The sequence below is a fragment of the Thalassovita mediterranea genome, from assembly GCF_001458435.1.
Classification (GTDB): domain Bacteria; phylum Pseudomonadota; class Alphaproteobacteria; order Rhodobacterales; family Rhodobacteraceae; genus Thalassobius; species Thalassobius mediterraneus.
Genome location: NZ_CYSF01000006.1, coordinates 394,043 through 420,625 on the forward strand (window position 1 = coordinate 394,043; position 26,583 = coordinate 420,625).

The window sequence follows — 26,583 nt, forward strand, 5'->3', positions numbered from 1 at the left end:
TCAGATCTCTTTCAGAGGTTTGCGTGCGGATTTGTACATGCGCCACAGGAAAAGGCCAAGCATCAGCAGCCAAACGGCAGCAAGCCCATACCAAGTAACGACATATTCGAGGTGATCGTTAGGAATACCCTCGGTGCCAACGCCCAGCGGCGTCACCTGTGGGTCAACGAAAGAGGTGCTGCGTGCAATCACCAGCACCGGGTCAGCTTGCAGATGCGCGGCCAAAACCGGCACCTCGCGGGCGAACCAAATATTTTCAGTCAGATCGTTTTCCGGCGTATAGCCATCGCGCTCTTCGGGCCAATGCAGGTTGCCGGTCACGGTGACCTCCCCCACTGGCAGTGCGGGCTGCGCGTCAGCCACGCGGATGAACCCACGGTCCACCATTATACGCCCCGCGTCCGTGTCCAGCGCGGTGATCAGGCGGTAGCCAGCACCCATCTTCTTGTGGCTGACCAGCACACGCACCGTTTCGCCCGTGAACGTGCCGTTGACCGACACTGGCAGGAACCGATGCTGCACCGGATCTGGCGTGTCGGGCACCGCAACGGGGGCCGCATCGATCAGCGCCGCGACCTCGGCCAGATAGGCCTCTTTCTCGCCCATGCGGCGCATCTGCCAATTGCCCAGACTGACCAGAATGGCAAAGCACAGCAGACCAAGGATCAAGGTGACAGCGAACCGGATCATAAGGGCAAGAACGTCCTTTCAACGTAGTGCCCAGCTGAGGGCAACTAGCGCCTGTTTTTGCCAATCACAGCCTGATTTACAACTGCATTCGCGACGCTTGGCGACAAAATCCTTTCAATGTTCCTCAAATACGCGTGGCCGCAGGTCGCCACGCCGCGCCACTCGCACGAAAAAGCCCCCCGCAGTCACCTGCGAGGGGCTCAAATTCGGATCACCTGAACTGCGGCTTAGCCAGCCCAGATGTAAACAGCGGCGAACAGGAACAGCCACACAACGTCAACGAAGTGCCAGTACCAAGCAGCCGCTTCGAAACCGACGTGACGCTCAGGGGTGAAGTGCCCCTTCATACCGCGCAACATACAGACGAACAGGAAGATGGTGCCGACGATGACGTGGAAACCGTGGAAACCGGTCGCCATGAAGAAGTTGGCGCCATAGATGTTGCCCGCAAAGCCGAAGGAGGCGTGGGTGTATTCGTAAGCCTGGAAGCCGGTAAAGATCAGACCCAGCACAACCGCGATCGCCAGACCCATGATGAAGTCTTTGCGGTTGTTTTCATGGGCAATCGCATGGTGCGCCCAAGTGGCCGCAAAGCCAGAGCACAGCAGGATCAGCGTGTTGATCAGCGGCAGGTGCCAAGGATCGAAGGTTTCGATGCCAACAGGGGGCCAAACGCCGTCCACCGCGGGGCTTTCGGGGCCCATCGGGTACATGGCGTGTTTGAAGAAGCTCCAGAACCAAGCGGCAAAGAACATGACTTCGGACATCACAAACAGGATGAAACCGTAGCGCAGGCCGATGGCAACAACCGGGGTGTGATCGCCGGTCTGTGCTTCGTGCACCACTTCGGCCCACCAGCCGAATGCGACGTAGAGAACACCGACGAAGCCGATGAGGAACATCCACGGGCCGTTCAGCACAACGCTGCCGCCGAACATCGGCACATTGCCCGACATCCAAACAACGGCGCCATACAGCATGACAAAAGCAAAGACCGAGGCCAGAAGTGGCCACAGCGACGGGGGCAGAATGTGATAATCGTGATTTTTAGCGTGCGCCATTTCTTTTCCCTCGTTGGAAGGCTTTTAGTTTAGGTTTGTTTCGTTGCCCGTCGCAAGCGCTGCTTGTTGCTGCGCCTCCTCCTCTTCGGGCAAGTCGATTTCATAGAAGGTGTAGGACAGCGTGATCTGGTGCAGGTATTTACCCTCACTGTCCTCGACGATTTCGGGATCCACATAGAAGGTCACGGGCATCTGAACCCGCTCACCCGGCTGCAGGACCTGTTCGGTAAAGCAGAAGCAGTCGATTTTGGTAAAGTAACCACCTGCCGCATAAGGAGCGACGTTGTAGGTCGACTGACCGGCAATAGGTTTGTCGGTGGGGTTGTATGCCTCGTAGAACGCCAAGCCGGTTTCGCCGATCCGCACTTCCATCTCACGCTGCACGGGTTTGAACTCCCACGGCATGTTACGCTCTTTGGAGGCGTCAAAGCGAACCTTGATGGTTTTGTCGAGGATCTGGTCCGCGCCCTGATCAGACACCAGCGTAGTGCCCCCAAAGCCAGTCACCCGACAGAACCAATCGTAAAACGGCACCGACGCCCAGGCCAGCGCGCCCATGGTCAGCACAACGCCAACCAGTTTCACAACAGTTTTGTTCTTGGCGTCCATAGCCACGGCGTTACCCCTCCCCTTGAGTTGCGTTAGAGATGGTTGCTTCGAGGCCACCGCTGGTGATTTTCACCATGGTCAGGCCAAAGACGATCGCGATGAACGCAACCAGCGTCAGGCCGACGCCGATGTTGCGGCTGGAACGACGCTTGTGCAGTTCGTGTTCGACGTTTTCAAAACCCATATTACCAGCCTCCCAGACCGTAGGGGCGCAGCGCCGCTTCGGCCAGAATCGCACCGAAGTGCAGGAACAGATACAGAAGCGACAGGCCGAAGAACGATTTCTCGACGCGGTATTTATCCGCCTCGGCCGCTTCTTCGGGACGACGCCAAATCTTCACAGCACCCCAAAGGAACATAGCGTTCAGAACGACGGCGGTTGTCATGTAGATCGGCCCACCGATAGAGGTCAGGCCCGTGCCGATCGCCAGCGGCGCCAGCAGGATGGTGTAAACAAGGATGTGCGCGCGGGTCACTTTGCGACCGTGCGTCACGGTCAGCATGGGCACGCCAGCCTCTTTGTAGTCAGACTTCATGAACAGTGCCAGCGCCCAGAAATGCGGCGGCGTCCACATGAAGATCAGCATGAACATCAGCACGGATTCAACGCTAACACCGCCGGTGGCCACAGCCCAGCCAATCATCGGAGGGAACGCACCCGCAGCGCCACCGATAACGATGTTCTGCGGGGTCCAGCGTTTCAGCCACATGGTGTAGATGACAGCGTAGAAAAAGATGGTGAAAGCCAAGAGGCCTGCGGCGATCCAGTTCGACGCCAGCCCCAGCATGATGACCGCAAAGCCCGACAGTGCCAGCCCCAGTGCCATCGCTTCGCGCGGTTCAACCTTGCCCGACGGGATCGGGCGCGATGTGGTGCGTTTCATCACCGCATCAATATCTGCGTCCCACCACATGTTCAGCGCGCCAGAGGCACCGCCGCCCACAGCAATGAACAGCACAGCGCAGAAGGCAATGAACGGATGCACAGAAACAGGCGCCGCAATCAGACCCACAAGGGCTGTGAACACCACCAGGGACATCACGCGCGGTTTCAGCAGGGCGAAGTAATCGCCGAACTGTGCTTCGCCCGGATGGGTGTTGTTGTTTGCGGAGGTATCGAAACTTGCGTCAGTCATTCTTTGCCTTCCAAAGCCGCGTTCAAGTGATGCGGTGAAATGGTGGGGTCAGACAGCGGCCCAACATCTGAGAGCGGGCCGCTGTGATCAGGCGTAACCTGTCAGGCTTAGTTCGCAGCTGCGACCTGGTAGCCCGGCAGTGTGGTGATGTCGCCAGCGTACTCTTCGATCGCGCCTTTCAGCCATTCTTGGTAGGCTTCTTCGCTGACCACTTTGACGGTGATCGGCATGTAGGCGTGGTCTTTACCGCAAAGCTCGGAACACTGACCGAAGTAGATGCCTTCTTGCTCGGCTTTGAACCACAGCTGAGCGATACGGCCCGGAACGGCGTCTTGCTTCACGCCAAAAGCGGGAATGGTCCACGAGTGGATCACGTCGGCGCCAGTCACGTCCATAACGACAACTTTGTTCACTGGCACAACAACCTGAGTGTCGGTGGCCAGCAGGAATTCGTCTTCGTTGTAGCCAGCATCAACCAGTTTGGCGCGCATGGCGTCGTCCAGAACGTAGGCCGAAACGTCCGCATCTGCAGGGCGTACATCCTCGTCCAGCGTTGCCGGCTGACCGATCATGTACTGGTCAAAGGCAAATTCGTGGTCGGTGTATTCATAACCCCAGTACCACTGGTAGCCGGTCACCTTGATGTGCACGTCACCTGCGGGGATTTCCTGCTGTTTGAACAGCACCGGCAGGCTGAATGCGCCGATGATCACCAGAATGAAAATCGGGACAATGGTCCAGGCGATTTCGATGCCGGTGTTGTGAGTGAAGGTCGCCGGGGTCGGGTTCGCCTTACGGTTATGGCGCACGATGATGTAGGCCACCAGACCAACCACGAACAGGGTGATCAGAGTGATGATCCAAAGCAGCAGGCCGTCCAGCCACTGAAGGTCGCGGGCCAGTTCGGTGGCGGCAGGCTGGAAGCCCAGCCCCTTGGGGGTCGGCTTGCCGATGGTTTCGACGGCTTCCTGGGCAATGGCCGGGGCCGCGGTGGCGGTTGCTGCTGCGGCCATAAGGCTAGTGATAAGTCGCATATGTCACCCTGATCGGTTGAGCTATTCTTCGTTTCTTGCGGTCGGGAGATACCGAACGTGACGGAATCCCGTTGTTTTGCCGACGCTACAAAGCATATTCTAGCTGAAGGAACAACAATCCCAGTGCGGCAAACGGACGCTTTTTTTGATTTAGATCAAATTCGCCCGACTGGAAAGACAGGAAAACACCCATGAACGATTCATCTTTTCGTCCTTTTGAAACAGCGTTGGATCAGGCGTCTGCGCTGAATGTGTTGCGAGAAGCGACACGGGGCGCAGACGATGGAGAGCTGTTTCTAGAGCGCCGCCGCGCCGAAGCGCTGGTGTTTGATGACGGACGGTTGAAAAACGCCTCCTACGATGCGTCGGAGGGATTCGGCCTGCGTGCCGTACGCGGCGAGGTGACAGGCTACGCCCATTCAACCGAACTCAGCGAATCTGCGCTGCGCCGCGCAGCCCAAACTGCCCGTCTGGCCGTGGGCGCAGGTGGCGGCACATTGGCCGACGCGCCACAGGCGACCAACACCCGCCTTTATACTGACGAAGACCCCATCGCAGGCGCCACCTTCCCGGTGAAGGTAGACACCTTGCGTGAAATCGACGCCTTCGCCCGCGATTTGGACCCGCGCGTGGTGCAGGTATCCGCGACCATCGCCGCATCGCTACAGGAGGTCGAGATCTTGCGCCCCGACGGCACCCACCTGCGCGATGTGCGTCCGATGACGCGGGTAAACGTGTCCGTCATCGTCGAACAAAACGGCCGCCGTGAAAGTGGATCGGCGGGCGGTGGTGGCCGCGTTGGTCTGGATGGATTGATCGCCCCTGCAGACTGGCAGGCCAAAACCCGTGAGGCGCTGCGCGTCGCAGTGGTCAATCTGGACGCCGAACCTGCACCTGCGGGGGTGATGGACGTGGTTCTGGGGCCGGGTTGGCCCGGTATTCTGCTGCACGAAGCGATCGGTCACGGCCTTGAGGGTGATTTTAACCGCAAGGGCTCTTCCGCCTTCGCCGGCCTGATGGGCCAGCGCATTGCCGCACCGGGCGTGACTGTTCTGGACGACGGCACCATCCCTGATCGCCGTGGCTCTATCAGCTTTGACGATGAGGGCACGCCTTCGGCCAAGAATGTGTTGATCGAGGACGGCATTCTGGTGGGCTATATGCAGGACCGCCAAAACGCCCGCTTGATGGGGGTCAAACCCACCGGCAACGGACGCCGCGAAAGCTATGCCCACGCACCAATGCCGCGGATGACCAACACATATATGTTGGGCGGAAACGCCACGCCCGAGGATATCGTGGCTGATCTAAAGGATGGCATCTACGCCGTCGGATTTGGCGGCGGTCAGGTAGACATCACCAATGGCAAATTCGTCTTCTCCTGCACCGAGGCCTATCGCGTACAAAACGGCAAGGTCGGCGCGCCGGTAAAAGGCGCGACGCTGATTGGCGACGGCGCGACAGCGCTGAAACAGATCCGCGCGCTTGGCAATGATATGGCCTTGGATCCGGGCATGGGCAACTGCGGCAAGCAGGGCCAATGGGTCCCCGTGGGCGTTGGCCAGCCGACCGTCATGATCGGCGGCCTCACCGTAGGCGGTTCCGCCACCTAAGTGAGTTCTGGCGCCGCGTGGTGTTATGCGGCGCCGAAACCTGCATCTGATTCATCATCTGTTAACCAGACTCACCTTAGGACTAATGGGGCAAGACGGCGGAGCCCTGTGAATGAAACCTGACCCTAACTCCAAATCCCCTCTGACCCCACCCACCTCGGAGGAAGATCGGGTTGCTTGGCTCCGCCTTATTCGATCTTATCGCGTGGGACCGTCCACCTTTCATCGCCTGATGGGCGAACACGGGTCCGCACAGGCAGCATTGGTCGCCCTGCCCGATGTTGCGGCCAAGGCTGGAGTCAAGGACTACACACCTTACGATCCAGCACTGGCGCGACGGGAGATTGATCTGGCCCGTGCGATCGGCGCAGAGATGCTGTGCCTCGGGGCGCCAGGGTATCCAGCCGATCTGGCCGAGATCAGCGACGCCCCACCTGTCCTTTGGGCGCTTGGCCGTATGAACCTGCTGACACAGCCCAAGGTCGGCTTGGTCGGCGCGCGCAATGCTTCGTCGTTGGGCACGCGGATGGCACGCCATCTGGCCACGGATCTGGGTCGGGCAGGACTGGTTGTTGTGTCGGGGCTGGCGCGCGGCATTGATGCCGCAGCACATAGCGCGGCGCTAAACAGCGGAACCATCGCGGTGCTGGCTGGCGGTGCAGACACTATTTATCCCAGCGAGAACACCACACTTTATACTACGATCCGCGAAAAGGGCCTGATCCTCTCGGAACGTCCCTTTGGCCTGCACCCCAAAGCGCGTGATTTTCCGCGTCGCAACCGGATCATTTCCGGCCTTGCTCAGGCGCTGGTCGTGGTAGAGGCCGCGTATCGATCCGGCAGCTTAATCACCGCGCGCACGGCACTTGATCAGGGGCGCGAAGTTCTATCAGTTCCCGGCCACCCGTTGGATGCCCGGGCTGGCGGATGCAACGCACTGATCCGTGATGGTGCCCGACTGGTGCGAAATGGCGCCGATATTCTGGAAGCACTGCCCCCTGCCATATCCGCGCCGGATCATACTGCAACAGCCAACCGCGATCGACGCGCCCAGCCAAAACTGGATCTGCAAGATGCCGCACCGGACCAGACCAAACCAAATGCACCGCCACCCTCGGCCCCGCCCGCTTCACCGGCCCAGCGCGGGCTGCGTGAAACCGCCCGATTGCACCAGCAAATCCTGTCACGCCTTAGCCCCACCCCTGTGGCCGAGGATCAGCTGATCCGCGACATCGGCGCCCCGGCGCGCCAGATCGCACCTGCTCTGACGGATCTGGAAATGACGGGTGACATCAAACGCCAACCCGGCGGCCTGCTATCACGCCCCCCGAATGCGACGGGGTCAAAATAGGCCCCCGCCCAACTTGCAGGCCCGCGCGCCCCATGAATACGCATGGCGCCCGCGCCGCAAACCTGTTCATCTGACAATGCGCTATTGACCTCACAAACCCGCCATTTAGGTCGTTAGAAAGAGAGGAATTGACAATCCCCTCTTGCAGGCCCCATTTTGCGCGGCCATAGAACGCACGAGTTTTTTTACCATAGAGGTCGCCTCAGACATGCCAGTCGTTGTTGTAGAATCTCCGGCCAAGGCCAAGACAATTAACAAATATCTTGGCTCGGATTATACGGTTTTGGCGTCTTACGGCCACGTCCGCGACCTGCCACCCAAAGACGGATCAGTCGACACAGACGACGATTTTGCCATGACATGGGAGGTGGGAAACGATTCCCGCAAACACGTCAAAGCCATCGCCGACGCGCTGAAAGACGACAACGAACTGATCCTCGCGACCGACCCCGATCGCGAAGGAGAGGCGATCAGCTGGCACCTCGAAGAAGCGCTGCGCAAACGCCGCGCGGTGAAAAAGGACACACCGGTGAGCCGCGTGGTTTTCAACGCGATCACCAAATCCGCCGTGACCGAGGCAATGCAAAATCCCCGTCAGGTCGACACCGATCTGGTGGAGGCCTATCTGGCCCGCCGCGCGCTGGACTACCTGGTAGGCTTCAAACTGTCGCCGGTTCTGTGGCGCAAACTGCCCGGCGCACGTTCTGCCGGTCGTGTGCAATCGGTCTGCCTGCGTCTGATCGTAGAGCGCGAGATGGAGATTGAGGCGTTCAATCCGCAGGAATACTGGTCGGTGAAAGCCATGCTCGCCACCCCGCGCGGGCAGGAGTATGAGGCGCGCCTGACCGTTCTGGGTGGTGACAAACTCGACAAGTTCTCGATCACCAATGAAACGCAGGCCGAACTGGCCGTGCAGGCGATCAACAGCCGTGATCTGACCATCACCTCGGTCGAGGCAAAACCGGGCAGCCGCAATCCATCGGCGCCCTTCATGACCTCTACCCTGCAGCAAGAGGCCAGCCGCAAGTTTGGCATGGGTGCGCGCCAATGTATGAACGCCGCGCAGCGCCTCTATGAAGCGGGCTACATCACCTATATGCGGACCGACGGCATCGACATGGCGCCCGAGGCGATCACCGCCGCGCGCGAAGAGATTGCCACCCGCTACGGTGCCGAATATGTGCCAGACAGCCCGCGCATCTACAAAAACAAAGCCAAAAACGCACAGGAAGCGCACGAATGTATCCGCCCCACCGATATGTCTGTGGACGCCGGCCAATTGGCCAAGCTGGAGGCGGATCAGCGCAAGCTGTATGACCTGATTTGGAAACGGACCTTGGCCTGTCAGATGGCGGGTGCCCGTCTGGAGCGCACCACCGTCGATATCGGCAGCGACGACCAACAGGTCGGCCTACGCGCCACCGGTCAGGTGGTGATGTTTGACGGTTTCATGCGCGTCTATGAAGAGGGCCGCGATGATGTGGCCAGTGGGGACGAGGACGACAAGCGCCTGCCGCAGGTGATGCAGGGCGAAAAGGCCGACAAACGCAGCGTCAGCCCCGAACAGCATTTCACCCAGCCGCCGCCTCGCTACACCGAGGCAACGCTGGTCAAAAAGATGGAAGAACTGGGCATTGGCCGCCCATCGACCTACGCATCGGTCCTGGGCACGATCCAGGAACGCGAATACGTCCGCAAGGATAAAAACCGCCTGTTCCCAGAGGATAAGGGCCGAATCGTTACCATCTTCCTGCTGAATTTCTTCCGCAAATACGTCGGCTATGACTTCACCGCCCAGCTGGAGGAACAGCTGGACGATGTGTCTGCGGGCGAACGTGATTATAAAAGCGTTCTGGAACGGTTCTGGCGCGATTTTGGCGCGGCGATTGCCGAAACCACAGAATTGCGGATTACCGAGGTTCTGGATGTTCTGGACGACGCACTCGCGCCGCAGCTGTACCCGCCGCGCGAGGACGGCACAGATCCCCGCGTCTGCCCGAAATGTGGCAACGGCCAGCTGCACCTGAAAACATCGCGCACCGGCGGGTTTGTTGGCTGTGGCAACTACCCCGAATGCACCTACACCCGCCCCATCGCCGGTGAAGGCGCTGAGGGTGAGGAAAAACTCCTCGGCACCGATGGTGAGGATGAAATTTGGCTGAAGGATGGCCGTTACGGTCCCTACGTTCAGCGTGGTGAGGCGACGCCGGAGAATAAGAAGCCCAAGCGTTCCTCCCTGCCGCAGACCCGCCATGGCGGCTGGCCCAAGGCAGAGACAACGCTGGAACAGGCGTTGAAACTCCTCAGCCTGCCGCGCAACGTGGGCGATCACCCCGATGGCGGCAAGATGAGCGTGATGGAAGGCCGCTATGGCCCCTACATCAAATGGGAAAAGGTGAACGCCACCCTCCCCAAGGATGTGGAACCCAAAGACATCACCGTCGAACAAGCGGTTGAGCTGGTGAACGAAAAGGCGGCGAAAAAGCCGGGCCGCAAGAAGGCGGCGGCAAAGACCACTGCCAAGAAACCCGCGGCGAAAAAAACCACCGCGAAAAAGGCAACGGCGAAGGCGACGACCAAGAAAGCCCCGGCTAAGAAGGCAGCGCCAAAGAAAACAGCCGCCAAAGACGCTGACGCATAAAGAAACGGGCCCGAGGGCCCGTTTTCCTTTGCGCGAGTTTTGCTTGCATCTGTGGCCTTTTCGCCCAAGGCGCAATATGGCATGACACCATCTCCTCATGACGTGGCGATGCAGCCGAATGGTTAGAAGCGGCCCAGCCCCCATATGCCACTGATTGAACTGGCCATGCGACACGAGGTGGTGCAGAGTATCGCGATGGCTACCATCGAATACATCTACTCGGCGCATTCAGCCTTCGCATATCTCGGGTCTAGCGAGCTGAGCAAAATTTGCGCCGAACATCATGTCACCCTGATCCACAAACCGGTTTTGCTGTCTCCAGTCGTCGAGGCTCAAGGCAGCCTGCCCTTTGCGGCCCGAACACAGGCACATGTGGATTACTTCTTTGGCCGTGAGATCGAACGCTGGGCGGAATACCGAAACGTTCCGGTCATCAATTTCAGGCCCACCCATCATGATGCGGATTATAGCGTCGCGTCGGGCATGATCCTTGCCCTCGGGGACAGCGGGCCGGAAACAGATCGTATGGCACACCGTCTGCTAGAGGCGCATTGGCGCGACGATGCCGACCTTTCCTGCCAACAGACACTTGCCACCATCGCCACCGATTTGGGACATGATGCACCGAGCCTGCTTCAACGTGCTTCTTCTGAGGCAGTGCAGGATCAACTACTACAAAATTCGATTTGGGCACGTGGCCTGAATGTTTTTGGATCTCCGACCTACATTGTCGATGGTGATCCGTTTTACGGACAAGATCACCTTGAATTGGTGAAACGCGCCGTGTGCCAACCCTTTGCCGCCTCGACATGGGAGAACCCTGCGGTGGATTAGGCCATCCCCCAGAGGGGGCGCATAGCGTTGACCAACTCCGCACGCCCCAAAATACGTATGCGCATACGTAGGAATACGATGTGCCCCTCCCTCACATTGACAGCGATCCGACGCCACGTCACAACCAATCCCATACCTGAAATGGGAGATTTCGATGAAAAAAGTCTATCCGAACGCCGCGGCGGCCCTGGACGGGCTGCTACATGACGGCATGTTCATTGCCTCGGGTGGTTTTGGCCTCTGCGGTATTCCTGAATTGCTGCTGGACGCCATCAAGGATGCGGGCACCAAGGATCTGACCTTTGCCTCCAACAACGCGGGTGTGGATGATTTCGGCATCGGCATCCTGTTGCAGACCAAGCAGGTCAAAAAGATGATCTCGTCCTACGTGGGCGAAAATGCCGAGTTTATGCGCCAGTACCTCTCGGGCGAGCTAGAACTGGAATTTAACCCGCAAGGCACGCTGGCCGAACGCATGCGCGCAGGTGGTGCGGGCATCCCCGGTTTCTTCACCAAAACGGGTGTGGGCACGGTGATTGCCGAAGGCAAGATGGAAAAACAGTTCCCCACCGGCCCTGATGGCGCGATGGAGGATTACATCATGGAGGAAGGTATCTTTGCCGACCTCGCCATCGTGAAAGCGTGGAAAGCCGATGAAACCGGCAACCTCGTGTTCCGCAAAACCGCCCGCAACTTCAACGCCCCTGCGGCCACCTGTGGCAAGGTCTGCGTTGTCGAGGTTGAGGAAATCGTACCGACCGGCAGCTTGGATCCCGACAGCATCCACCTGCCTGGCATCTATGTGCATCGCATCATCAAGGGCGATCACGAAAAACGTATCGAACAGCGCACCGTTCGTCCGCGCGAGGAGGCATAATCATGGCCCAAGAAACCAAAGGATGGGATCGCAACCAAATGGCGGCACGCGCCGCACAGGAGTTGCAGGACGGCTGGTATGTAAACCTTGGCATCGGGATTCCGACGCTGGTCAGCAACTACATCCCCGAGGGTGTCGAGGTGACGCTGCAATCGGAAAACGGTATGCTGGGCATGGGCCCCTTCCCCGTTGAAGGCGAAGAAGACGCCGATCTGATCAACGCGGGTAAGCAGACGATTACTGAGTTGCCCCAAACCGCCTATTTCGATTCTGCACAGTCCTTCGCGATGATCCGCGGCGGCAAGATCGCTATGGCCATCCTAGGTGCGATGGAGGTTGCCGAAAACGGCGACCTGGCGAACTGGATGATCCCCGGCAAGCTGGTCAAAGGCATGGGCGGTGCGATGGATCTGGTCGCCGGTGTGGGCCGTGTGGTTGTGGTAATGGATCACGCCAACAAACATGGCGTGTCCAAGGTGCTAAAGGAATGCACCCTGCCGTTGACCGGCAAGGGCGTGGTGGATCGCATCATCACCAACCTTGGCGTGCTGGACGTGGTTGAGGGCGGTCTGAAGATCGTTGAAACCGCCGAAGGTGTCACTGAGGACGAACTGCGCGCCGCGACAGAGGCAACACTCGTCAACTGATCGCCGCCAAAGAATACTGACAGCCCCGGTCATCTGACCGGGGCTTTTGCTTTTAGGGCTGTAGATTAAACACGCAACCATCTGAAATCAGCTCTGGCGGGGTTTTGCACAGCGCTTTCGCCACAGCAAAGGCCGCCAAAACCTTGGGCACATAATCGCGGGTTTCTGGATAGGGCGGCACACCTTCGTGCTTTTTCACCGCGTTTTCACCCGCATTATAGGCCGCCAGCGCCAGCACCGGATCGTTCTGAAATTCGCGCAGCAACCAATCCAGATAGGCCACACCTCCGCGAATATTCTGGCCGGGGTCCATCACATCCTGCACACCAAACCGTTCGGCGGTGGCGGGGATCAGCTGCATCAACCCCTGTGCCCCTGCGCCACTAATGGCATCCGCGCGTCCGCTGCTTTCTACGGCAATGACTGACAGCACCAGCGCCGGTGAGACGCGACTGTTCACACTGTTGATCAGGATCTGGGGCGCATGGGCATTGGCAATTGCCAGCAATGTATCAAGACGCGGCGCAGCAACAGAGTGACCTGCTGGTGCTTTGGCCAAGGCGTTCAGCACCGTCTCCAATCGCCCCGGGCCAGAGCTGGCGATATCAGGCGACACCTCCTGCCAGAACCAATCATAACGCCCAGCCGCCGCTGAACCCGGCACATCAGGAGTATCGGTCGTTTGCGGTAATGTCGGCGCAACAGGGCGAACCTGCACCGTGATACGTTTGTTGGCGCCGGGAGCTGGCGGTTTAACTGTCTTGAACGTGAAATCAGGAAACGGTTTTGGCCCGTCTGCCACCGCAGGGCTAACAATCAGCACCGCGCAGAATGCGGCGGTGTATTTGGGAAACCTTTTCATATTGGGCCTGCTCTGCCTCTGATTTGGGCCGGAGTATGGCAGATCGCCTCTGTTCTGACCAGAAGTTGCACAAACGGAAGACAATTCAGGCATTAAATTACACAATATCAAAAACTTAAATAAATTTTGGCAAAAATCTTGAATGCTCCCAAAAGGCACCAAACACGCCCCATTCGCGCCCCAATCAGAGGGCAAAACATACTCAGCCAAGGCAACAACACGCCAAGGACTGAAGCGGAGGTGAGAGACCGCTTCGATAAACGCCCTAGGGCATACAGATCAGTTATGGAGAGAGATCATGATCAAGTTCATCAAAAACTTCCGCAAAGACGAATCCGGCGCAGTAACCGTTGACTGGGTTGTTCTGACCGCAGCCATCGTTGGCCTGGGCATCGCAGCCGTAACCACCGTTTCCAACGGCATCGACACCGCAGCGACCTCGCTGGTGACCGACCTGGCAGCCACCTCCACTGCTGCCGAAGGTGTAAACTAAGCCCCAACGCTTAGTCGAAACTGACGCACAAGGCCTTCTCACTCTGGTGAGAAGGCCTTTTCGATTCTGACCTGCCCGCCCCCGAAAAACATCGAAACCGCGATAGGGACAACTTCACAAAACAACCGTGAACAAACCCTCAACTCACCCAAAACACGCCCCATTCGCGCCCCAATCAGAGGGCAAAACATACTCAGCCAAGGCAACAACACGCCAAGGACTGAGGCGGAGGTGAGAGACCGCTTCGATAAACGCCCTAGGGCATACAGATCAGTTATGGAGAGAGATCATGATCAAGTTCATCAAAAACTTCCGCAAAGACGAATCCGGCGCAGTAACCGTTGACTGGGTTGTTCTGACCGCAGCCATCGTTGGCCTGGGCATCGCAGCCGTAACCACCGTTTCCAACGGCATCGACACCGCAGCGACCTCGCTGGTGACCGACCTGGCCGCCACCTCCACTGCTGCCGAAGGTGTAAACTAAGGCGCCCTGCTGGCCGCAAAGACGACCAGCGCACAGGTTTCCGGAGCCGCCCTGCCGGGGCGGCTCTTTTGTGTAAAACAGTTCATTTGGTATCTCGTGCGTTTGTTCATTCCCATCCAGCGCGACCCAAAACCAAGCTGGAATTAATTCGGAGTTCTTTCAAATGCAGATGTCTATCAAATCGAAACTGGCGCTTTTCAAACGCGACACATCGGGCGCGGTATCTGTCGAATGGGTGGTGTTGTCAGCTGCTGTGATCGGTCTGGGAATTGGTGTCATCACTATTTTCTCCGACGGAACCAACGGTGCGGCAGCCTCTTCGAACGAGCACCTTGCTCAGGCAATGACAACTGCCGCCACCACAAACTAAGGCGCGGCTTCGGGCACCTGCCTGCAGCACCCCGCCACAACCAAACCTGCCAAGAGGAAAGGATACCCCATGCGAGCTGTATTCGGACTAGTCCTTATTGTTGGCCTCGGCCTGGCCGGGTTTGCCGCCTATATGGTCCAGAATTACATTGCAGGCTATCAGGCTGAACTTGCCAAAGCCCGCAGTACCGCCACCAAGGTGGTCGAAGTGCCCACCGTGAACGTCTATGTCGCCACGCGCCAGTTGAAATATGGCGAAGCATTGGGTGAAAAAGACGTCCGCCAGATCAAATGGCCCAAAGAAGCCCTGCCCGAAGGGTTCTTTACCGAAACCGACAAACTGTTCCCCAACCCCAATGATCCCAGCCTGCGTCGCGTTGTGCTGAGACAAATTGAGGTGAATGAACCGGTACTGGCACTAAAGGTGACCAAACCCGGTCAGGATGCAGGCCTGACATCGCGTCTGGAACGTGGTCAGCGTGCCTTTGCGATCAAGGTCGATGTGACCTCTGGCGTATCGGGCTTCCTGCGTCCGGGTGACCGCGTTGATGTGTATTGGACCGGCACCGCGGAAATGGGCGAAGCAGGCCGCCGCGGCTTTACCAAGCTTATCGAAAGCTCGGTGCCGCTGATCGCGGTGGATCAGACCACAAATGACGACGAAACCGAGGCGACAATTGCCCGCACAGTAACTGTCGCAGCTACCCCGGCCCAAGTCGCAGCACTGGCACAGGCCCAATCGACCGGTCGCCTGTCCCTGTCGCTGGTTGGCGCACGCGATGACACCGTCGCCGGCCAGATCGAGGTGGATCAGCGTGATCTGCTGGGCATCGTCGAGGCACCGCAGCCCGTGCAACAGGTTCAAGCAACACCTGAGGTCTGCACAATCCGCACCCGCCGTGGCGCAGAGGTGGTTGAGATCGCCATCCCCTGCACCAACTAACGGGCGCCCAGACAAACCAAAGAATACCTGCGGGCGGTCCAAAACAGGATCGCCCGTTGCATTTCAGCCGCAGCCCCGCCCCAAAACCGCACATTACGCAGCCTTTGCTCTGCAATTTTCATTGAATCTTGCATGTTTGGCAAAATTCGCGCACTGTGGGCACAATTAAGCGGGCAACAGACCCGGATCTGAGGCGTGATCAAAAGGCAGGTCACATGACATATCGGACTATTTTCAAAGCCGCGTTTCTCGGTTTTGCTTTGGCAACGGCTGTCAGCCTGACGCCAGAGATCGGCAATGCACAGACCCTCAAGGTGGTCAAAAGCTCAACATCGGCGTCGCTGAACGTGCCGATGAACCGCGCCGTCGTGGTTGAGAGTGAAACCCCATTTGCGGAACTGTCGATTGCGAACCCTGCAATTGCGGACATCTCTTCTCTTTCGGATCGCTCCATCTATGTGCTGGGCAAGGCGCCAGGAACCACGACGCTGACCCTGCTGGATGCGACGGGCAGCCTGATCACAAACGTCGACGTGGTTGTTGCGGCAGACCTGACCGAGTTCAAGGAACGCCTGCGGCAGATCCTGCCCGGCGAAAAGATCGAAGTGCGCTCTGCCAATGACGGGATCGTCCTGTCGGGCACCGTTTCTTCGGCGCAGCGCCTGCAGCGCGCGCTGGACCTGGCCGAACGCTATGCACCAGAGCGGGTTTCGAACCTGATGAACGTCGGCGGCGTACAGCAAGTTATGCTGAAAGTGCGCTTTGCCGAAATGCAGCGCAGCGTACGCAAATCGCTCAGCTCTTCTCTGGCTCTTAACGGCACCAGCAGCGGCACCACCTTGAACGGCGGTACTGGCACCACCAACACACTGACCGGATCGACCAATTCGCTATCTGGCCGCATCCCGAGTGTGAACGAAAACGTCGGTGCGATGCTGTTTGGTTTCGGCGTTGGTTCGGTTGAGGTTGGACTGCTCATCGAAGCACTGGAAAACAAGGGCGTCGTGCGCACCCTGGCTGAACCCAACCTTGTTGCCCTGTCGGGACAAGAGGCGAAATTCCTTGCAGGTGGCGAATACCCCGTGCCGATCGCGCAGGAAGACGGCGCAATCACTGTAGAATTCAAACCCTTTGGTGTTGAGCTGGATTTCATCCCCCGTGTGGTTGATGGTGATCTGGTCAATCTGGAACTTAAGGCGGCCGTTTCGGCGCTGGACCCTACCAACGGATTCCGCACGGATGCCTTTACTATTGACGCCTTCCGTCGTCGCGAAACATCAACAACCGTTGAACTGCGAGATGGTCAGAGCTTTGCGATCGCAGGCCTGTTGCAGGATGAATTTATTGACAGCAACGGCCAGATCCCTTGGCTGGGCGACATCCCTGTATTGGGCGCCTTGTTCCGCAGCGCAGAATATCAGCGCCAGCAATCGGAACTGGTTGTAATCATCTCGGCACATCTGGTGACCCCCACCCGTGGCGAGGCACTGGCCCTGCCCACAGACCGGATCCGTCCCCCGTCCGAAGCAGACCTCTTTTTGTTCGGGAATGTTGCGCGCGACAGCTCCAAGACCAAGTTGAAAGGCGGCGCCGGCGAAGTGGCGCGTCAGGATTTCAACGGGTCCTATGGCTACGTGATGGAGTGATCGAATGAAGACCGAAACGACACCCCGCTCCTCCCGCACTCTGACCATGCTTGCCCTGTTTAGCAGCGCGGCCATTTCACTCGCCGCCTGTTCGACCGAGAGCGCCTATAGCGTCACCACCGAAGCAGGTGGTCTGATCGCCGGTGGCGATTTTGGCAACGCAACCATGCAGAACACCCTGGCGCAAAACGGTGAAAACCCGTTCGTCATTGATCTGGCGGAACGCTTCGCCAAAGAAGTGCCCAGCACTGTTAATTTCGCCTTTAACTCCGCGCACATTGACGCGCAGGCCGCACAGGTTCTGCGTGCGCAGGCAAAATGGATCCGCCAATTCCCCGAAGTGCGCTTCAAGGTGTTCGGACACACAGATGCAGTTGGATCGGACAGCTACAACATCCGCCTCGGCAAACAGCGTGCGAATGCAGTGGTGAATTTCCTTGCTCAAAACGGGGTCAGCCGTGGACGTCTGCAGGCCGTGGTCAGCCACGGTGAAACCCGTCCGCTGATCGTGACCCAAGAGCGTGAACGCCGCAATCGCCGCACCGTGACTGAGGTTGCAGGCTTCCTCGAAGATGCACCGCTGGTGCTGGATGGCAAATATGCGCAGATCGTTTACCGCGACTACGTCGAAAGCGCCGTTGTTGAACCTACGCTGACGCAGCCAGAGGCAACGCTGGTATCTGAATAATCAGCTCCTCACCATATTCGCTGCACTATATTCAAACGGGCCCTGCAATTGCGGGGCCCTTTGTTTTGGCCCACAGTGGACAGGCAGCAGGCCAATTGCCTGTAAATACACGCTCAAGCCGCTCAGATCCTACTGTCGCCGCCTGAAATCCTGTCCAACAATTCCGCACAAATACGTTTTTTTGGCCCCAATCTCGCCCAGATTGACCGAGATATTATTCCCACTGGGAGCAGTGTGTTCGGCCGAGCCGGACGTAGTGCAGCGGATCAGGACAAGCGTCATCAACAGGCGCATCCAGGTTGCGCAGTAAATGTAGGACATGAGGCAATGACGAGTAACGACTATACCAACGCAGAGGTTCCGCCGATCCTGGCCTGTACCATCAGCCGTGACGTGCAGAACTTTGAACTGCTGATCGACGACATGGAAGACATCATGGGCGAAGCCTGGGGTGATCTTGGTGTCGACGATGCGCTTGCCTATCTGAAACAACCCGACGCGGAACAGCTGGAATTCATCGCACTGGCAGTGGACCATGATGATGAACAGAACCTGCGCGCGCTGGGTGATGTTATTGCAGCAGCCAAAGAACGCCTGATCAAGGTGATCCTGATCACCCACGAAGTCACCCCCGGTGCATTGCATCAGCTGCTGCGCCAAGGTGCCGATGAATTTGTGCCCTACCCCCTCCCCGAGGGGGAATTGATGGCAGCAATTGAACGGGTGCGCACACCAGAACCCAGCGTTTTGGAAACGATGGAGGCCCCCAGCGCCCCTGCAGATCCTGCCCCAGCAGCCGCAGCCGATGCGCCCAGCGCCGCTGAAACCACTGAAGCCCCTGCCGTAACGCAAGCGGAGCCCGCACCGGCGCAGAAATCGCCACATGACCGCGAAGGTGTGGTGATCGCGGTACAAGGGCTGGCTGGCGGCACCGGGGCGACGACACTGGCCGTCAACCTTGGCTGGGAACTGGCCAATGCTGCCAAAAAGAAAGAAACCCCGCCGCGGGTCTGTATTCTGGATCTGGATTTGCAGTTCGGATCGGTTTCGACCTACCTGGATCTGCCCCGCCGCGAAGCCGTCTATGAAATGTTGTCCGACACCGAAGCGATGGACGACGATGTTTTTGCACAGGCACTGACCGCGTTTGAAGACAAGGTTTATGTTCTGACCGCCCCTGCGGACGTGCTGCCGCTGGATCTGGCCGAACCCGAAGACATCCAGCGCCTGATTGATATGGCACGCAAACACTATGACTATGTCCTGATCGACCTGCCAACCACGTTGGTTCAGTGGACAGAAACCGTTCTGCATGCGGCACATGTGTATTTCGCAACCATCGAAATGGACATGCGATCCGCCCAGAACACCCTGCGCCTGAAACGCGCGCTACAGTCCGAAGGTCTGCCGTTCGACAAGCTGCGTTTTGTCTTGAACCGCGCACCGAAGTTCACCGACCTCAGCGGCAAATCGCGGGTCAAACGACTGGCCGACAGCCTGGACATCCAGATTGAGGTGCAACTGCCCGATGGCGGCAAACAGATCGTGCAATCAGGCGATCATGGCACACCTCTGGCGCAGTCAGCGGCGAAGAACCCACTGCGCAAGGAAATCGCCAAACTCGCGGCGTCGCTGCACAAATTGAACAAAGCCGACGGCAACTAAGCCGACGGCACCAAAGACCAAGAAGAGGGGGACTGCGATGTTTTCTAAATATAAAAAAGCCGGCAAACCCGCAGCGGCCAAAGTTGTGGAACTGCCCAAGGCAGAAACCAAAGCCCCCGCTGCTGCCGATGCTGCCCCCAAAGTGGTCGAAAAACCCACCATCGCCATGCGCCGCCCTACCAAGGTCGCGGCCCAAGTCACGCCGATGGACAAAGAACGCAAGCGCAAGGACCGCCTGAACGACATCAAGCTGGACCTGCACCACACCCTGCTGGACAACCTGAACCTTGCGGCACTGGAAACTGCCAGCGAACAGGATCTACGCGCCGAGATTAACGCAATCAGCAACGAAGCGCTGGCAGAAAAATCCATCGTTCTGAACCGCGATGACCGTCAGATCGTATTCCAAGAGCTTTATGATGAGGTGACGGGCCTGGGCCCTCTGGAACCGCTGCTGAAGGACGAAAGCATCAGCGATATTTTGATCAACGGCCCCAAGCGTATTTTTATCGAACGCAACGGTAAGCTGGGCCTGAGCGAGGTGACGTTCAAAGACGAGAAACACCTGCTGCGGATCATCGACAAGATCGTATCCGCCGTTGGCCGCCGCGTTGATGAATCAAACCCCTATGTGGACGCCCGTCTGGCTGATGGGTCACGTTTCAACGCGATGGTTGGCCCAATTGCGATCGACGGCTCGCTGGTGTCGATCCGTAAATTCAAAAAGGACAAACTGGGCATTGATGATCTGGTCGGCTTTGGCGCTTTTTCCGAAGAAATGGCCGCCTATCTGCAGGCCGCCGTCGCAACCCGCCTGAACATCATCGTCTCTGGCGGTACGGGTTCCGGTAAAACGACCACGCTTAACGCGCTGTCCAGCTTCATCGACAACTCGGAACGGATCCTGACGATCGAAGACACGGCAGAACTACAGCTGCAACAGATCCACGTCGGCCGTATGGAAAGCCGCCCGCCTAACGTCGAAGGCAAGGGTGAGGTATCGCCGCGCGACTGTCTGAAGAACGCGCTGCGGATGCGTCCTGACCGCATCATCGTGGGGGAGACCCGTGGTGAAGAGGTGATCGACATGCTGCAGGCGATGAACACCGGCCACGACGGATCGATGACCACGATCCACGCCAACAACCCGCGCGATGGCATCAGCCGTCTGGAAAACATGATCGCAATGGCGGGTATCGAAATGCCGCTGAAGGCCGTGCGCACACAAATCTCGTCGGCTGTGAACCTGATTGTGCAGGCCTCGCGTTTGCAGGACGGGTCGCGCCGGATGACCTCGATCACCGAAATTACGGGCATGGAGGGCGACGTGATCTCGATGCAGGAGGTGTTCCGCTTCCAGCGTGTGGGCCTGACACCTGACAACAAAATCATGGGTCATTTCACCGCGACGGGCGTGCGCAGCCACTTCTCCGAACGGTTCCGCCTCTGGGGCTATGACCTGCCGGCGGAGATCTTTGAACCTATGGCAGCGGAGTAATCGCGATGTCTGTTCCTATCGAAGTTGTCATCTACGGCCTTGTCTTCGTCGGCGTTCTGGTAATCGTCGAAGGCATCTACCTGACTGTGTTTGGCAAATCTATCAGCCTGAACAGCAAGGTGAACCGTCGTCTGGATATGCTGGAACAGGGCAAACACCGATCCGAGGTGATGGAGACCCTGCGCAAGGAAATGTCCCAGCACATGCAGTGGACCAACTTCCCTGTGTATTCGCTGCTCGCCTCCAAGGCGCAGAAAGCAGCGCTGGCGTTTTCGCCGATGCAGCTGATCGGAATGATGGGCGCGCTGTCGGTCATGGCCTTTGTCGCGCTGACCGTGGGCACCGGCACCGATCTGATTGTGCGCTCTGGCATCTCGGTAGCGATGGGTGTTGGCGGCATCTTTGTCTGGGTGTCGATGAAGGCCAAAAAGCGTATGTCGATGATCGAAGAACAACTGCCTGACGCTATCGAACTGATGGTGCGTTCGTTGCGTGTGGGTCACCCGTTCAGTTCGGCCATTCAAATCGTCAGCCGTGAAATTGACGACCCGCTGGCCAGTGAATTTGGCATGATCGCGGACGAAGCTCAGTATGGCCGTGATGTGGGCGAGGCGTTGCAGGAAATGGCCGACCGTTTGGAGATGCAGGATCTACGTTTCCTTGCTGTGGCGGTGACCATCCAGCAACAATCGGGCGGTAACCTAGCAGAGATCCTTGATGGTCTGGCCAAGGTGATCCGCGCCCGATTCCGTCTGTTCCGCCGGGTGAAAGCGATCACCGCCGAAGCGCAATGGTCGGGTAAGTTCCTATCGGGTTTCCCGCTGATGGCGCTGGTGGGTATCAACCTTTTGGAACCCAACTACTATGACGAGGTGATGGACCACGCGATGTTCATCCCCGCTTGTGTTGCTGTGGGCGGCTTTCTGGTCGCAAACATGTTCGTCATGCGCATGCTTGTGAACATCAAGGTTTAAGGGGGGCTATTCATGGAAATCCTAAGCACCATTTTTGGCGGCGGTCTTGGCCCGTTGTTTCTGGTCGGTTTTTTAGGGATCGCGTTGATCCTTGGCACCCTGCCCTTCCTGATCAACAGCAAACCTGATCCGCTAGACAAACTGAAGCAATCGGTGCGCGCAGACGCTGCTGCGGCAACCGCAGGGGGCGGGCTGCGCCCACAAAACCCCAACACCAAAAAGCTGGAACGCTTTTCTTCCTTTCTGCAGCCTCAGGATGCCGAAGAGCTGGGCGAGATGCGTCAGAAACTGATGCGCGCAGGATATCGCAGCAAAGAAGCAGTGATGATCTTCCACTTTGCCCAGTTCGCGTTGGGGCTGGGACTTCTGGCGGTTGGTTTGGTTTACTATCTGCTGGTTAAATCCGGCCCCAATGCGACCCCCACCCAGATGATGATGTGGGTTCTTGGCCCCGGCTGCGTTGGCTATATGGCGCCCAAATACTGGGTCACAAAACGTCAGCAGGAACGACAGGAACAGATCACCCAGGGTTTCCCCGACTCCCTCGATATGATGCTGGTCTGCGTTGAGGCTGGTCAATCCATGGATCAGGCAATCATTCGTGTCAGCCGTGAAATCCGCGCGTCCTATCCCGCTTTGGCGGATGAATTTGAAATTGTTAGCCAACAGATCAAGGCTGGCAAAGATAAGGCGAACGTGCTGAACGAAATGGCTGAACGCTGCGGTGTGCAGGATGTTTCCAGCTTTGTGACCGTTCTGGTGCAGTCCCAAAGCTTCGGTACATCCATCGCTGAGGCACTGCGGGTCTATGCCGGCGAAATGCGTGACAAACGCGTCATGCGCGCGGAAGAAAAGGCCAACAAACTGCCAACCAAGATGACATTGGCGACAATGACATTGACGGTTCCGCCGCTGCTGATCATTCTGGTGGCACCGTCGGTCGTGGGGATTACTGCGCTCGGCCAATAACGCCTGAAAGAGCAGACCAAATGACACGACATTCCGGTGCCAGCGCCGCGCTAGTTATGGGCCTATGTGCCCTAACGCTAACCGCCTGTTCTACAGGCGGTTTCGCGCCATCCGAAGAACAGGTTTTCGCCCCTGGCGTGGACCGCAGCGGGGACGCTGTTGACGGATTGATTGTTGGCGGACGTCTTATGGATGCAGGCGAATATGAACTGGCACTGGATGCCTACACCCGCGCGGCATTGGATCATGGACTGTCCGTGGACGTCTTGGCCGGACTGGGCAGTGCAAATCTGGCGCTTGGACGACTGGGCCAATCCGAAGAGTTGCTGCGCCGCGCTGTCGCCAAACCCGACGCGTCGCCAGAGGTGTGGAACAACCTGGGCGTTCTGCTGCTGGAAAAAGGTGAAATCGGCGAAGCGCAGTTGGTCCTGCGCAAAGCCTTTGCATTGGACAATGGCGCCAGTGACGCAATCCGTGACAATTTGCGCAAAGCTCTCGCAAAAACGGAAAATGCGGTTTATGATGCCTCTCAACAACAAGAAAACTATAAGTTGGTACGACGTGGTAGCAGCGATTACCTGATCCGCGCGATACCATAACAGGCAAGAGCAGTTGAAGGACGCAGGCACATGCGCCATTCCATTCGTTTTATTCCCCTGCGCACGTCCGCTGTGCGCATGACGCTGTGCATCGTCGCAGGCCTTGGCCTGACGGCATGTGAGCAGATCCGTGGTGGCGATCAGGTGGACCGCGCCCTATCCGCCATCAACGCCGTGGACGAAAACAACCTGTCCGACATCATGCTGACCGTTGCAGATGCCGACGAAGCCGTGCGCTATTTCCAGCGCGCCAGCAAAGACAACCCTGATCGCATCGACCTGCGCCGCGGACTTGGCCAGTCGCTTGTTCGCGCGGGCCGCGCCACCGAAGCGGTCCCTGTCTGGCGCTCAGTGACCAAAATGCCCGGCACCACTCAGGATGACTCGGTTGATTTGGCGGATGCTCTGATCCGCGCCAGTCAATGGGAAGAAGCAGACCGCATTCTGGACGCGGTACCCCCGACCGTTGAAACCTACAAACGCTACCGCCTTGAGGCGATGGTCGCAGACAGCAACAAAGAGTGGGAAAAGTCCGACAGTTTCTATGAAACCGCCGTTGGTCTGACCACCCGCCCGGCCGGTGTGCTGAACAACTGGGGTTATTCCAAACTGACCCGTGGTGACTATGCTGATGCAGAACGCCTGTTTGCGCAGGCCATTAAACACGACCAATCGCTGTTCACCGCCAAAAACAACATCGTTCTGGCCCGTGGTGCCCAGCGCAACTATTCCCTGCCCGTCATCCCGATGGATCAAGTTGAACGTGCCCAGCTGCTACACACGATGGGGCTGAGCGCGGTCAAACAAGGCGACATCCGTACCGGCGAAAATCTGTTGCGCGAAGCCATCGACACCCACCCACAACATTTCGAGGCCGCCGTTCGCGCCCTGCGCGCGTTGGAAGGCTAAGGTCCATGCCGGATCTAATGTACTTTCTCTGGGGTAGTGCCTCGGGTCTGGCGCAGGATGCGTTCACCGGTTTGGTGTTCTTTGTCCTGACACTGCCCTTGTGCATCTGGGTTGCCATGAGCGACCTGCGCCACATGCTGATCCGCAACAACGCGGTTCTGGCACTGGCGGGCGTATTCGTCGTTGCTGGCCTATTCCTGATGCCATTGCCGCAATACGGCTGGCAACTGGCACAGTTAGGCATCGTTTTGTGTGTGGGCATTTTGATGAACGCCCTTGGCCTTCTGGGCGCCGGCGATGCCAAATTCGCCGCTGCTGCAGCACCTTACGTTATGCTGGGCGACCTGCGTTTTATCATCCTCCTGTTTGCGCTGATCCTGCTGGGATCGGTTGCCACTCACCGCCTAGTGCGGATGACCCCGCTGCGCAATCTGGCGCCGGATTGGGCAAGCTGGGAACGCAAGAAGGATTTCCCAATGGGGCTGGCCCTTGGCCCAACCCTGTCGGCCTATCTGGCACTGGCCGCGCTGTACGGCGGTTAACACTCCCCTTCATCAGATAACAACTTGTCATCCATACCCGCCGCGGGGCAGTTTGGGATCAGCCACAACAGGATCCCATGATGACGTTGAAGCCACTTGGTTTAGCCCTCTGCGCCCTATCCCTTGCCACCCCGCTGATCTGGTTCCCTGCCATCGCGCAGGGACGCGATGCGGTGGCGCTGTTTTCCCAATACCTTGGCATCTGGGCGTTGATCGCCATGGCACTGGCGCAGATCATTTCGACCCGTCTGACGCCGGTTGAGGCGCTGTTCGGCGGGCTGGACCGCGCCTATGTGCTGCACAAATGGCTGGGCATCGGCGCAATGGTGGCGATCTTGCTGCATGACACGATTGATGCGGAAATGCGCGGGCTTGGCCAGGAAACTCTGCTGGTTGAAGTCGCAGAAACCGCTGGCGAGTTGAGCCTTTACGGTCTGTTAATCCTTGTGGTGATCACCATCGCAACCTTCATCCCCTATCACCTTTGGCGGTGGACCCACCGCCTGATGGGCGCGTTTTTCACCGCTGGTGCCTTTCACTATCTGGCAATCCTAAAACCCTTCGACAATGGCGACCCTTTGGGGCTTTACACTGGGGTGTTCTGCATCCTTGGCATTCTGGCCTTTGCGTATCGCCTGCTGCCCAGCCACCTGCGCCCAAGCCGCCGCTACGACGTCACCGCAGTCACCCGAACTGGCAACGCACTGGCCATCGACATGCGGCCCAACGGACGCGGGATCAAAGCGCAGCCCGGTCAATTCGCCTTCTTCCAGTTTGAGGGTGAGGCGCCGCATCCCTTCACCCTCTCTGCCCTCGTGGCCCCCGATGGCAGCCTGCGCATTTCAATGGCCCGCCTTGGCGATGCCACCCACCGCCTGCACCACCGCTTGCAGGCAGGTGCCAAGGTTCAGGTCGAAGGCGCCTATGGCCGGTTCAATCGCCCGCGTGGCGCAAAGCGTGAGTTGTGGATTGCAGGCGGCATCGGCATTACGCCCTTTCTGGCATGGGCCGCGGCAAAGCAGGATGAAACGCCTGTTGATCTGGTCTACTGCGTCCGCAGCGCAGACAGCGCCGCCCATCTGGAAGAGCTGCACACATTGGCCGCCAACGCGCCAAACCTGACCCTGCATCTGCATGAAAGCGCCAGCGCAGGGCGACTGACCACAGAGGCATTACTCGACAAGACAAAGGCCGATCCTCGCGACCTGCACGTCGCCTATTGCGGCCCCAGCGCCCTGCGCGAGGCCTTGCAAAAGGGGCTGTCCAAACGCGGCCTGTCGCAGCGGCGGTTCCACTACGAACTGTTCGAGATCCGCACCGGCATCGGCCTGCGCAAACTGGCAGCTCACCTTCAAAAACGGATCACCGAACGGAACGTGTAACCCATCCGATCCAAATGCCCCGCAGAGGCACGGGTTTCACCCTTTTTCTGCCACGATCTAACGGCAC

27 protein-coding genes are annotated in these 26,583 nt (G+C 58.3%); 20 read left to right on the forward strand and 7 right to left on the reverse strand.

Features of this window, described 5'->3' with window-relative positions:
• The 6 genes from TM5383_RS05825 to coxB form a co-directional block, all read right to left on the reverse strand.
• Positions 1 to 690: an SURF1 family protein gene (locus TM5383_RS05825; RefSeq protein ID WP_058318080.1), complete on the reverse strand. Its 690-nt coding sequence runs from the start codon at positions 688 to 690 to the stop codon at positions 1 to 3.
• Between the two features lie 227 nt (positions 691 to 917).
• A complete protein-coding gene (locus TM5383_RS05830) occupies positions 918 to 1,751 on the reverse strand; it encodes a cytochrome c oxidase subunit 3 (RefSeq protein ID WP_058318081.1) in 834 nt (277 codons plus the stop codon).
• A gap of 24 nt (positions 1,752 to 1,775) precedes the next feature.
• Positions 1,776 to 2,366 (reverse strand): cytochrome c oxidase assembly protein, encoded by a 591-nt coding sequence (locus TM5383_RS05835; protein WP_058318082.1) that lies wholly within the window; start codon positions 2,364 to 2,366, stop codon positions 1,776 to 1,778.
• A gap of 4 nt (positions 2,367 to 2,370) precedes the next feature.
• The gene (locus TM5383_RS16840) at positions 2,371 to 2,544 is read right to left on the reverse strand and encodes a cytochrome c oxidase system small membrane protein (RefSeq protein ID WP_197407364.1); all 174 of its coding nucleotides are present in this window, start codon (positions 2,542 to 2,544) and stop codon (positions 2,371 to 2,373) included.
• 1 nt (position 2,545) lies between these two features.
• Positions 2,546 to 3,496 carry a heme o synthase gene (gene cyoE / locus TM5383_RS05840; RefSeq protein WP_058318083.1) on the reverse strand — a complete coding sequence of 317 codons (951 nt, stop codon included), beginning with the start codon at positions 3,494 to 3,496 and terminating at the stop codon, positions 2,546 to 2,548.
• A gap of 107 nt (positions 3,497 to 3,603) precedes the next feature.
• Entirely contained in the window at positions 3,604 to 4,530 is a 927-nt protein-coding gene (gene coxB, locus TM5383_RS05845; protein WP_058318084.1) for a cytochrome c oxidase subunit II, read from the reverse strand.
• Positions 4,531 to 4,721: 191 nt separating this feature from the next.
• Between coxB and tldD the strand changes: the two genes are divergently transcribed.
• The 6 genes from tldD (at position 4,722) to TM5383_RS05875 (ending at position 12,493) form a co-directional block, all read left to right on the forward strand.
• Entirely contained in the window at positions 4,722 to 6,143 is a 1,422-nt protein-coding gene (gene tldD, locus TM5383_RS05850) for a metalloprotease TldD (protein WP_058318085.1), read from the forward strand.
• A 112-nt stretch (positions 6,144 to 6,255) separates the two neighbouring features.
• Entirely contained in the window at positions 6,256 to 7,494 is a 1,239-nt protein-coding gene (dprA, locus tag TM5383_RS05855; RefSeq protein ID WP_076399932.1) for a DNA-processing protein DprA, read from the forward strand.
• 208 nt (positions 7,495 to 7,702) lie between these two features.
• Complete coding sequence (topA, locus tag TM5383_RS05860) at positions 7,703 to 10,135, forward strand: type I DNA topoisomerase (RefSeq protein WP_058318087.1); 2,433 nt, start codon at positions 7,703 to 7,705, stop codon at positions 10,133 to 10,135.
• 144 nt (positions 10,136 to 10,279) lie between these two features.
• Positions 10,280 to 10,969 carry a 2-hydroxychromene-2-carboxylate isomerase gene (locus tag TM5383_RS05865; protein ID WP_231725047.1) on the forward strand — a complete coding sequence of 230 codons (690 nt, stop codon included), beginning with the start codon at positions 10,280 to 10,282 and terminating at the stop codon, positions 10,967 to 10,969.
• Between the two features lie 154 nt (positions 10,970 to 11,123).
• Positions 11,124 to 11,846 carry a CoA transferase subunit A gene (locus TM5383_RS05870; RefSeq protein ID WP_058318088.1) on the forward strand — a complete coding sequence of 241 codons (723 nt, stop codon included), beginning with the start codon at positions 11,124 to 11,126 and terminating at the stop codon, positions 11,844 to 11,846.
• 2 nt (positions 11,847 to 11,848) lie between these two features.
• Entirely contained in the window at positions 11,849 to 12,493 is a 645-nt protein-coding gene (locus TM5383_RS05875) for a 3-oxoacid CoA-transferase subunit B (RefSeq protein ID WP_058318089.1), read from the forward strand.
• Positions 12,494 to 12,545: 52 nt separating this feature from the next.
• On the opposite strand, the gene TM5383_RS05880 is transcribed toward TM5383_RS05875, so the two are convergent.
• A complete protein-coding gene (locus TM5383_RS05880; RefSeq protein ID WP_058318090.1) occupies positions 12,546 to 13,355 on the reverse strand; it encodes a lytic transglycosylase domain-containing protein in 810 nt (269 codons plus the stop codon).
• 298 nt (positions 13,356 to 13,653) lie between these two features.
• Between TM5383_RS05880 and TM5383_RS05885 the strand changes: the two genes are divergently transcribed.
• The 14 genes from TM5383_RS05885 (at position 13,654) to TM5383_RS05950 (ending at position 26,516) form a co-directional block, all read left to right on the forward strand.
• Positions 13,654 to 13,848 (forward strand): Flp family type IVb pilin, encoded by a 195-nt coding sequence (locus tag TM5383_RS05885; RefSeq protein ID WP_058318091.1) that lies wholly within the window; start codon positions 13,654 to 13,656, stop codon positions 13,846 to 13,848.
• 289 nt (positions 13,849 to 14,137) lie between these two features.
• Positions 14,138 to 14,332 (forward strand): Flp family type IVb pilin, encoded by a 195-nt coding sequence (locus tag TM5383_RS05890; RefSeq protein WP_058318091.1) that lies wholly within the window; start codon positions 14,138 to 14,140, stop codon positions 14,330 to 14,332.
• Between the two features lie 169 nt (positions 14,333 to 14,501).
• The gene (locus TM5383_RS05895; RefSeq protein WP_058318404.1) at positions 14,502 to 14,702 is read left to right on the forward strand and encodes a hypothetical protein; all 201 of its coding nucleotides are present in this window, start codon (positions 14,502 to 14,504) and stop codon (positions 14,700 to 14,702) included.
• A gap of 69 nt (positions 14,703 to 14,771) precedes the next feature.
• Positions 14,772 to 15,644: a Flp pilus assembly protein CpaB gene (gene cpaB / locus TM5383_RS05900; protein ID WP_058318092.1), complete on the forward strand. Its 873-nt coding sequence runs from the start codon at positions 14,772 to 14,774 to the stop codon at positions 15,642 to 15,644.
• Positions 15,645 to 15,859: 215 nt separating this feature from the next.
• Positions 15,860 to 17,290 (forward strand): type II and III secretion system protein family protein, encoded by a 1,431-nt coding sequence (locus TM5383_RS05905; protein WP_058318093.1) that lies wholly within the window; start codon positions 15,860 to 15,862, stop codon positions 17,288 to 17,290.
• Between the two features lie 4 nt (positions 17,291 to 17,294).
• A complete protein-coding gene (locus tag TM5383_RS05910; protein WP_231725048.1) occupies positions 17,295 to 17,978 on the forward strand; it encodes an OmpA family protein in 684 nt (227 codons plus the stop codon).
• Between the two features lie 327 nt (positions 17,979 to 18,305).
• The gene (locus TM5383_RS05915; RefSeq protein WP_058318094.1) at positions 18,306 to 19,643 is read left to right on the forward strand and encodes a CpaE/TadZ family protein; all 1,338 of its coding nucleotides are present in this window, start codon (positions 18,306 to 18,308) and stop codon (positions 19,641 to 19,643) included.
• 37 nt (positions 19,644 to 19,680) lie between these two features.
• A complete protein-coding gene (locus tag TM5383_RS05920; protein WP_058318095.1) occupies positions 19,681 to 21,141 on the forward strand; it encodes a TadA family conjugal transfer-associated ATPase in 1,461 nt (486 codons plus the stop codon).
• A gap of 5 nt (positions 21,142 to 21,146) precedes the next feature.
• A complete protein-coding gene (locus tag TM5383_RS05925) occupies positions 21,147 to 22,115 on the forward strand; it encodes a type II secretion system F family protein (RefSeq protein WP_058318096.1) in 969 nt (322 codons plus the stop codon).
• A gap of 12 nt (positions 22,116 to 22,127) precedes the next feature.
• The gene (locus tag TM5383_RS05930) at positions 22,128 to 23,084 is read left to right on the forward strand and encodes a type II secretion system F family protein (protein ID WP_058318097.1); all 957 of its coding nucleotides are present in this window, start codon (positions 22,128 to 22,130) and stop codon (positions 23,082 to 23,084) included.
• 20 nt (positions 23,085 to 23,104) lie between these two features.
• The gene (locus tag TM5383_RS05935) at positions 23,105 to 23,683 is read left to right on the forward strand and encodes a tetratricopeptide repeat protein (RefSeq protein WP_058318098.1); all 579 of its coding nucleotides are present in this window, start codon (positions 23,105 to 23,107) and stop codon (positions 23,681 to 23,683) included.
• Between the two features lie 30 nt (positions 23,684 to 23,713).
• Positions 23,714 to 24,592: a tetratricopeptide repeat protein gene (locus tag TM5383_RS05940; protein ID WP_058318099.1), complete on the forward strand. Its 879-nt coding sequence runs from the start codon at positions 23,714 to 23,716 to the stop codon at positions 24,590 to 24,592.
• Between the two features lie 5 nt (positions 24,593 to 24,597).
• Positions 24,598 to 25,134, forward strand: coding sequence for a prepilin peptidase (locus TM5383_RS05945; RefSeq protein ID WP_231725050.1), 537 nt, complete (start codon positions 24,598 to 24,600; stop codon positions 25,132 to 25,134).
• A gap of 77 nt (positions 25,135 to 25,211) precedes the next feature.
• Positions 25,212 to 26,516 carry a ferredoxin reductase family protein gene (locus tag TM5383_RS05950; protein WP_058318100.1) on the forward strand — a complete coding sequence of 435 codons (1,305 nt, stop codon included), beginning with the start codon at positions 25,212 to 25,214 and terminating at the stop codon, positions 26,514 to 26,516.
• Positions 26,517 to 26,583 lie beyond the last annotated feature (67 nt).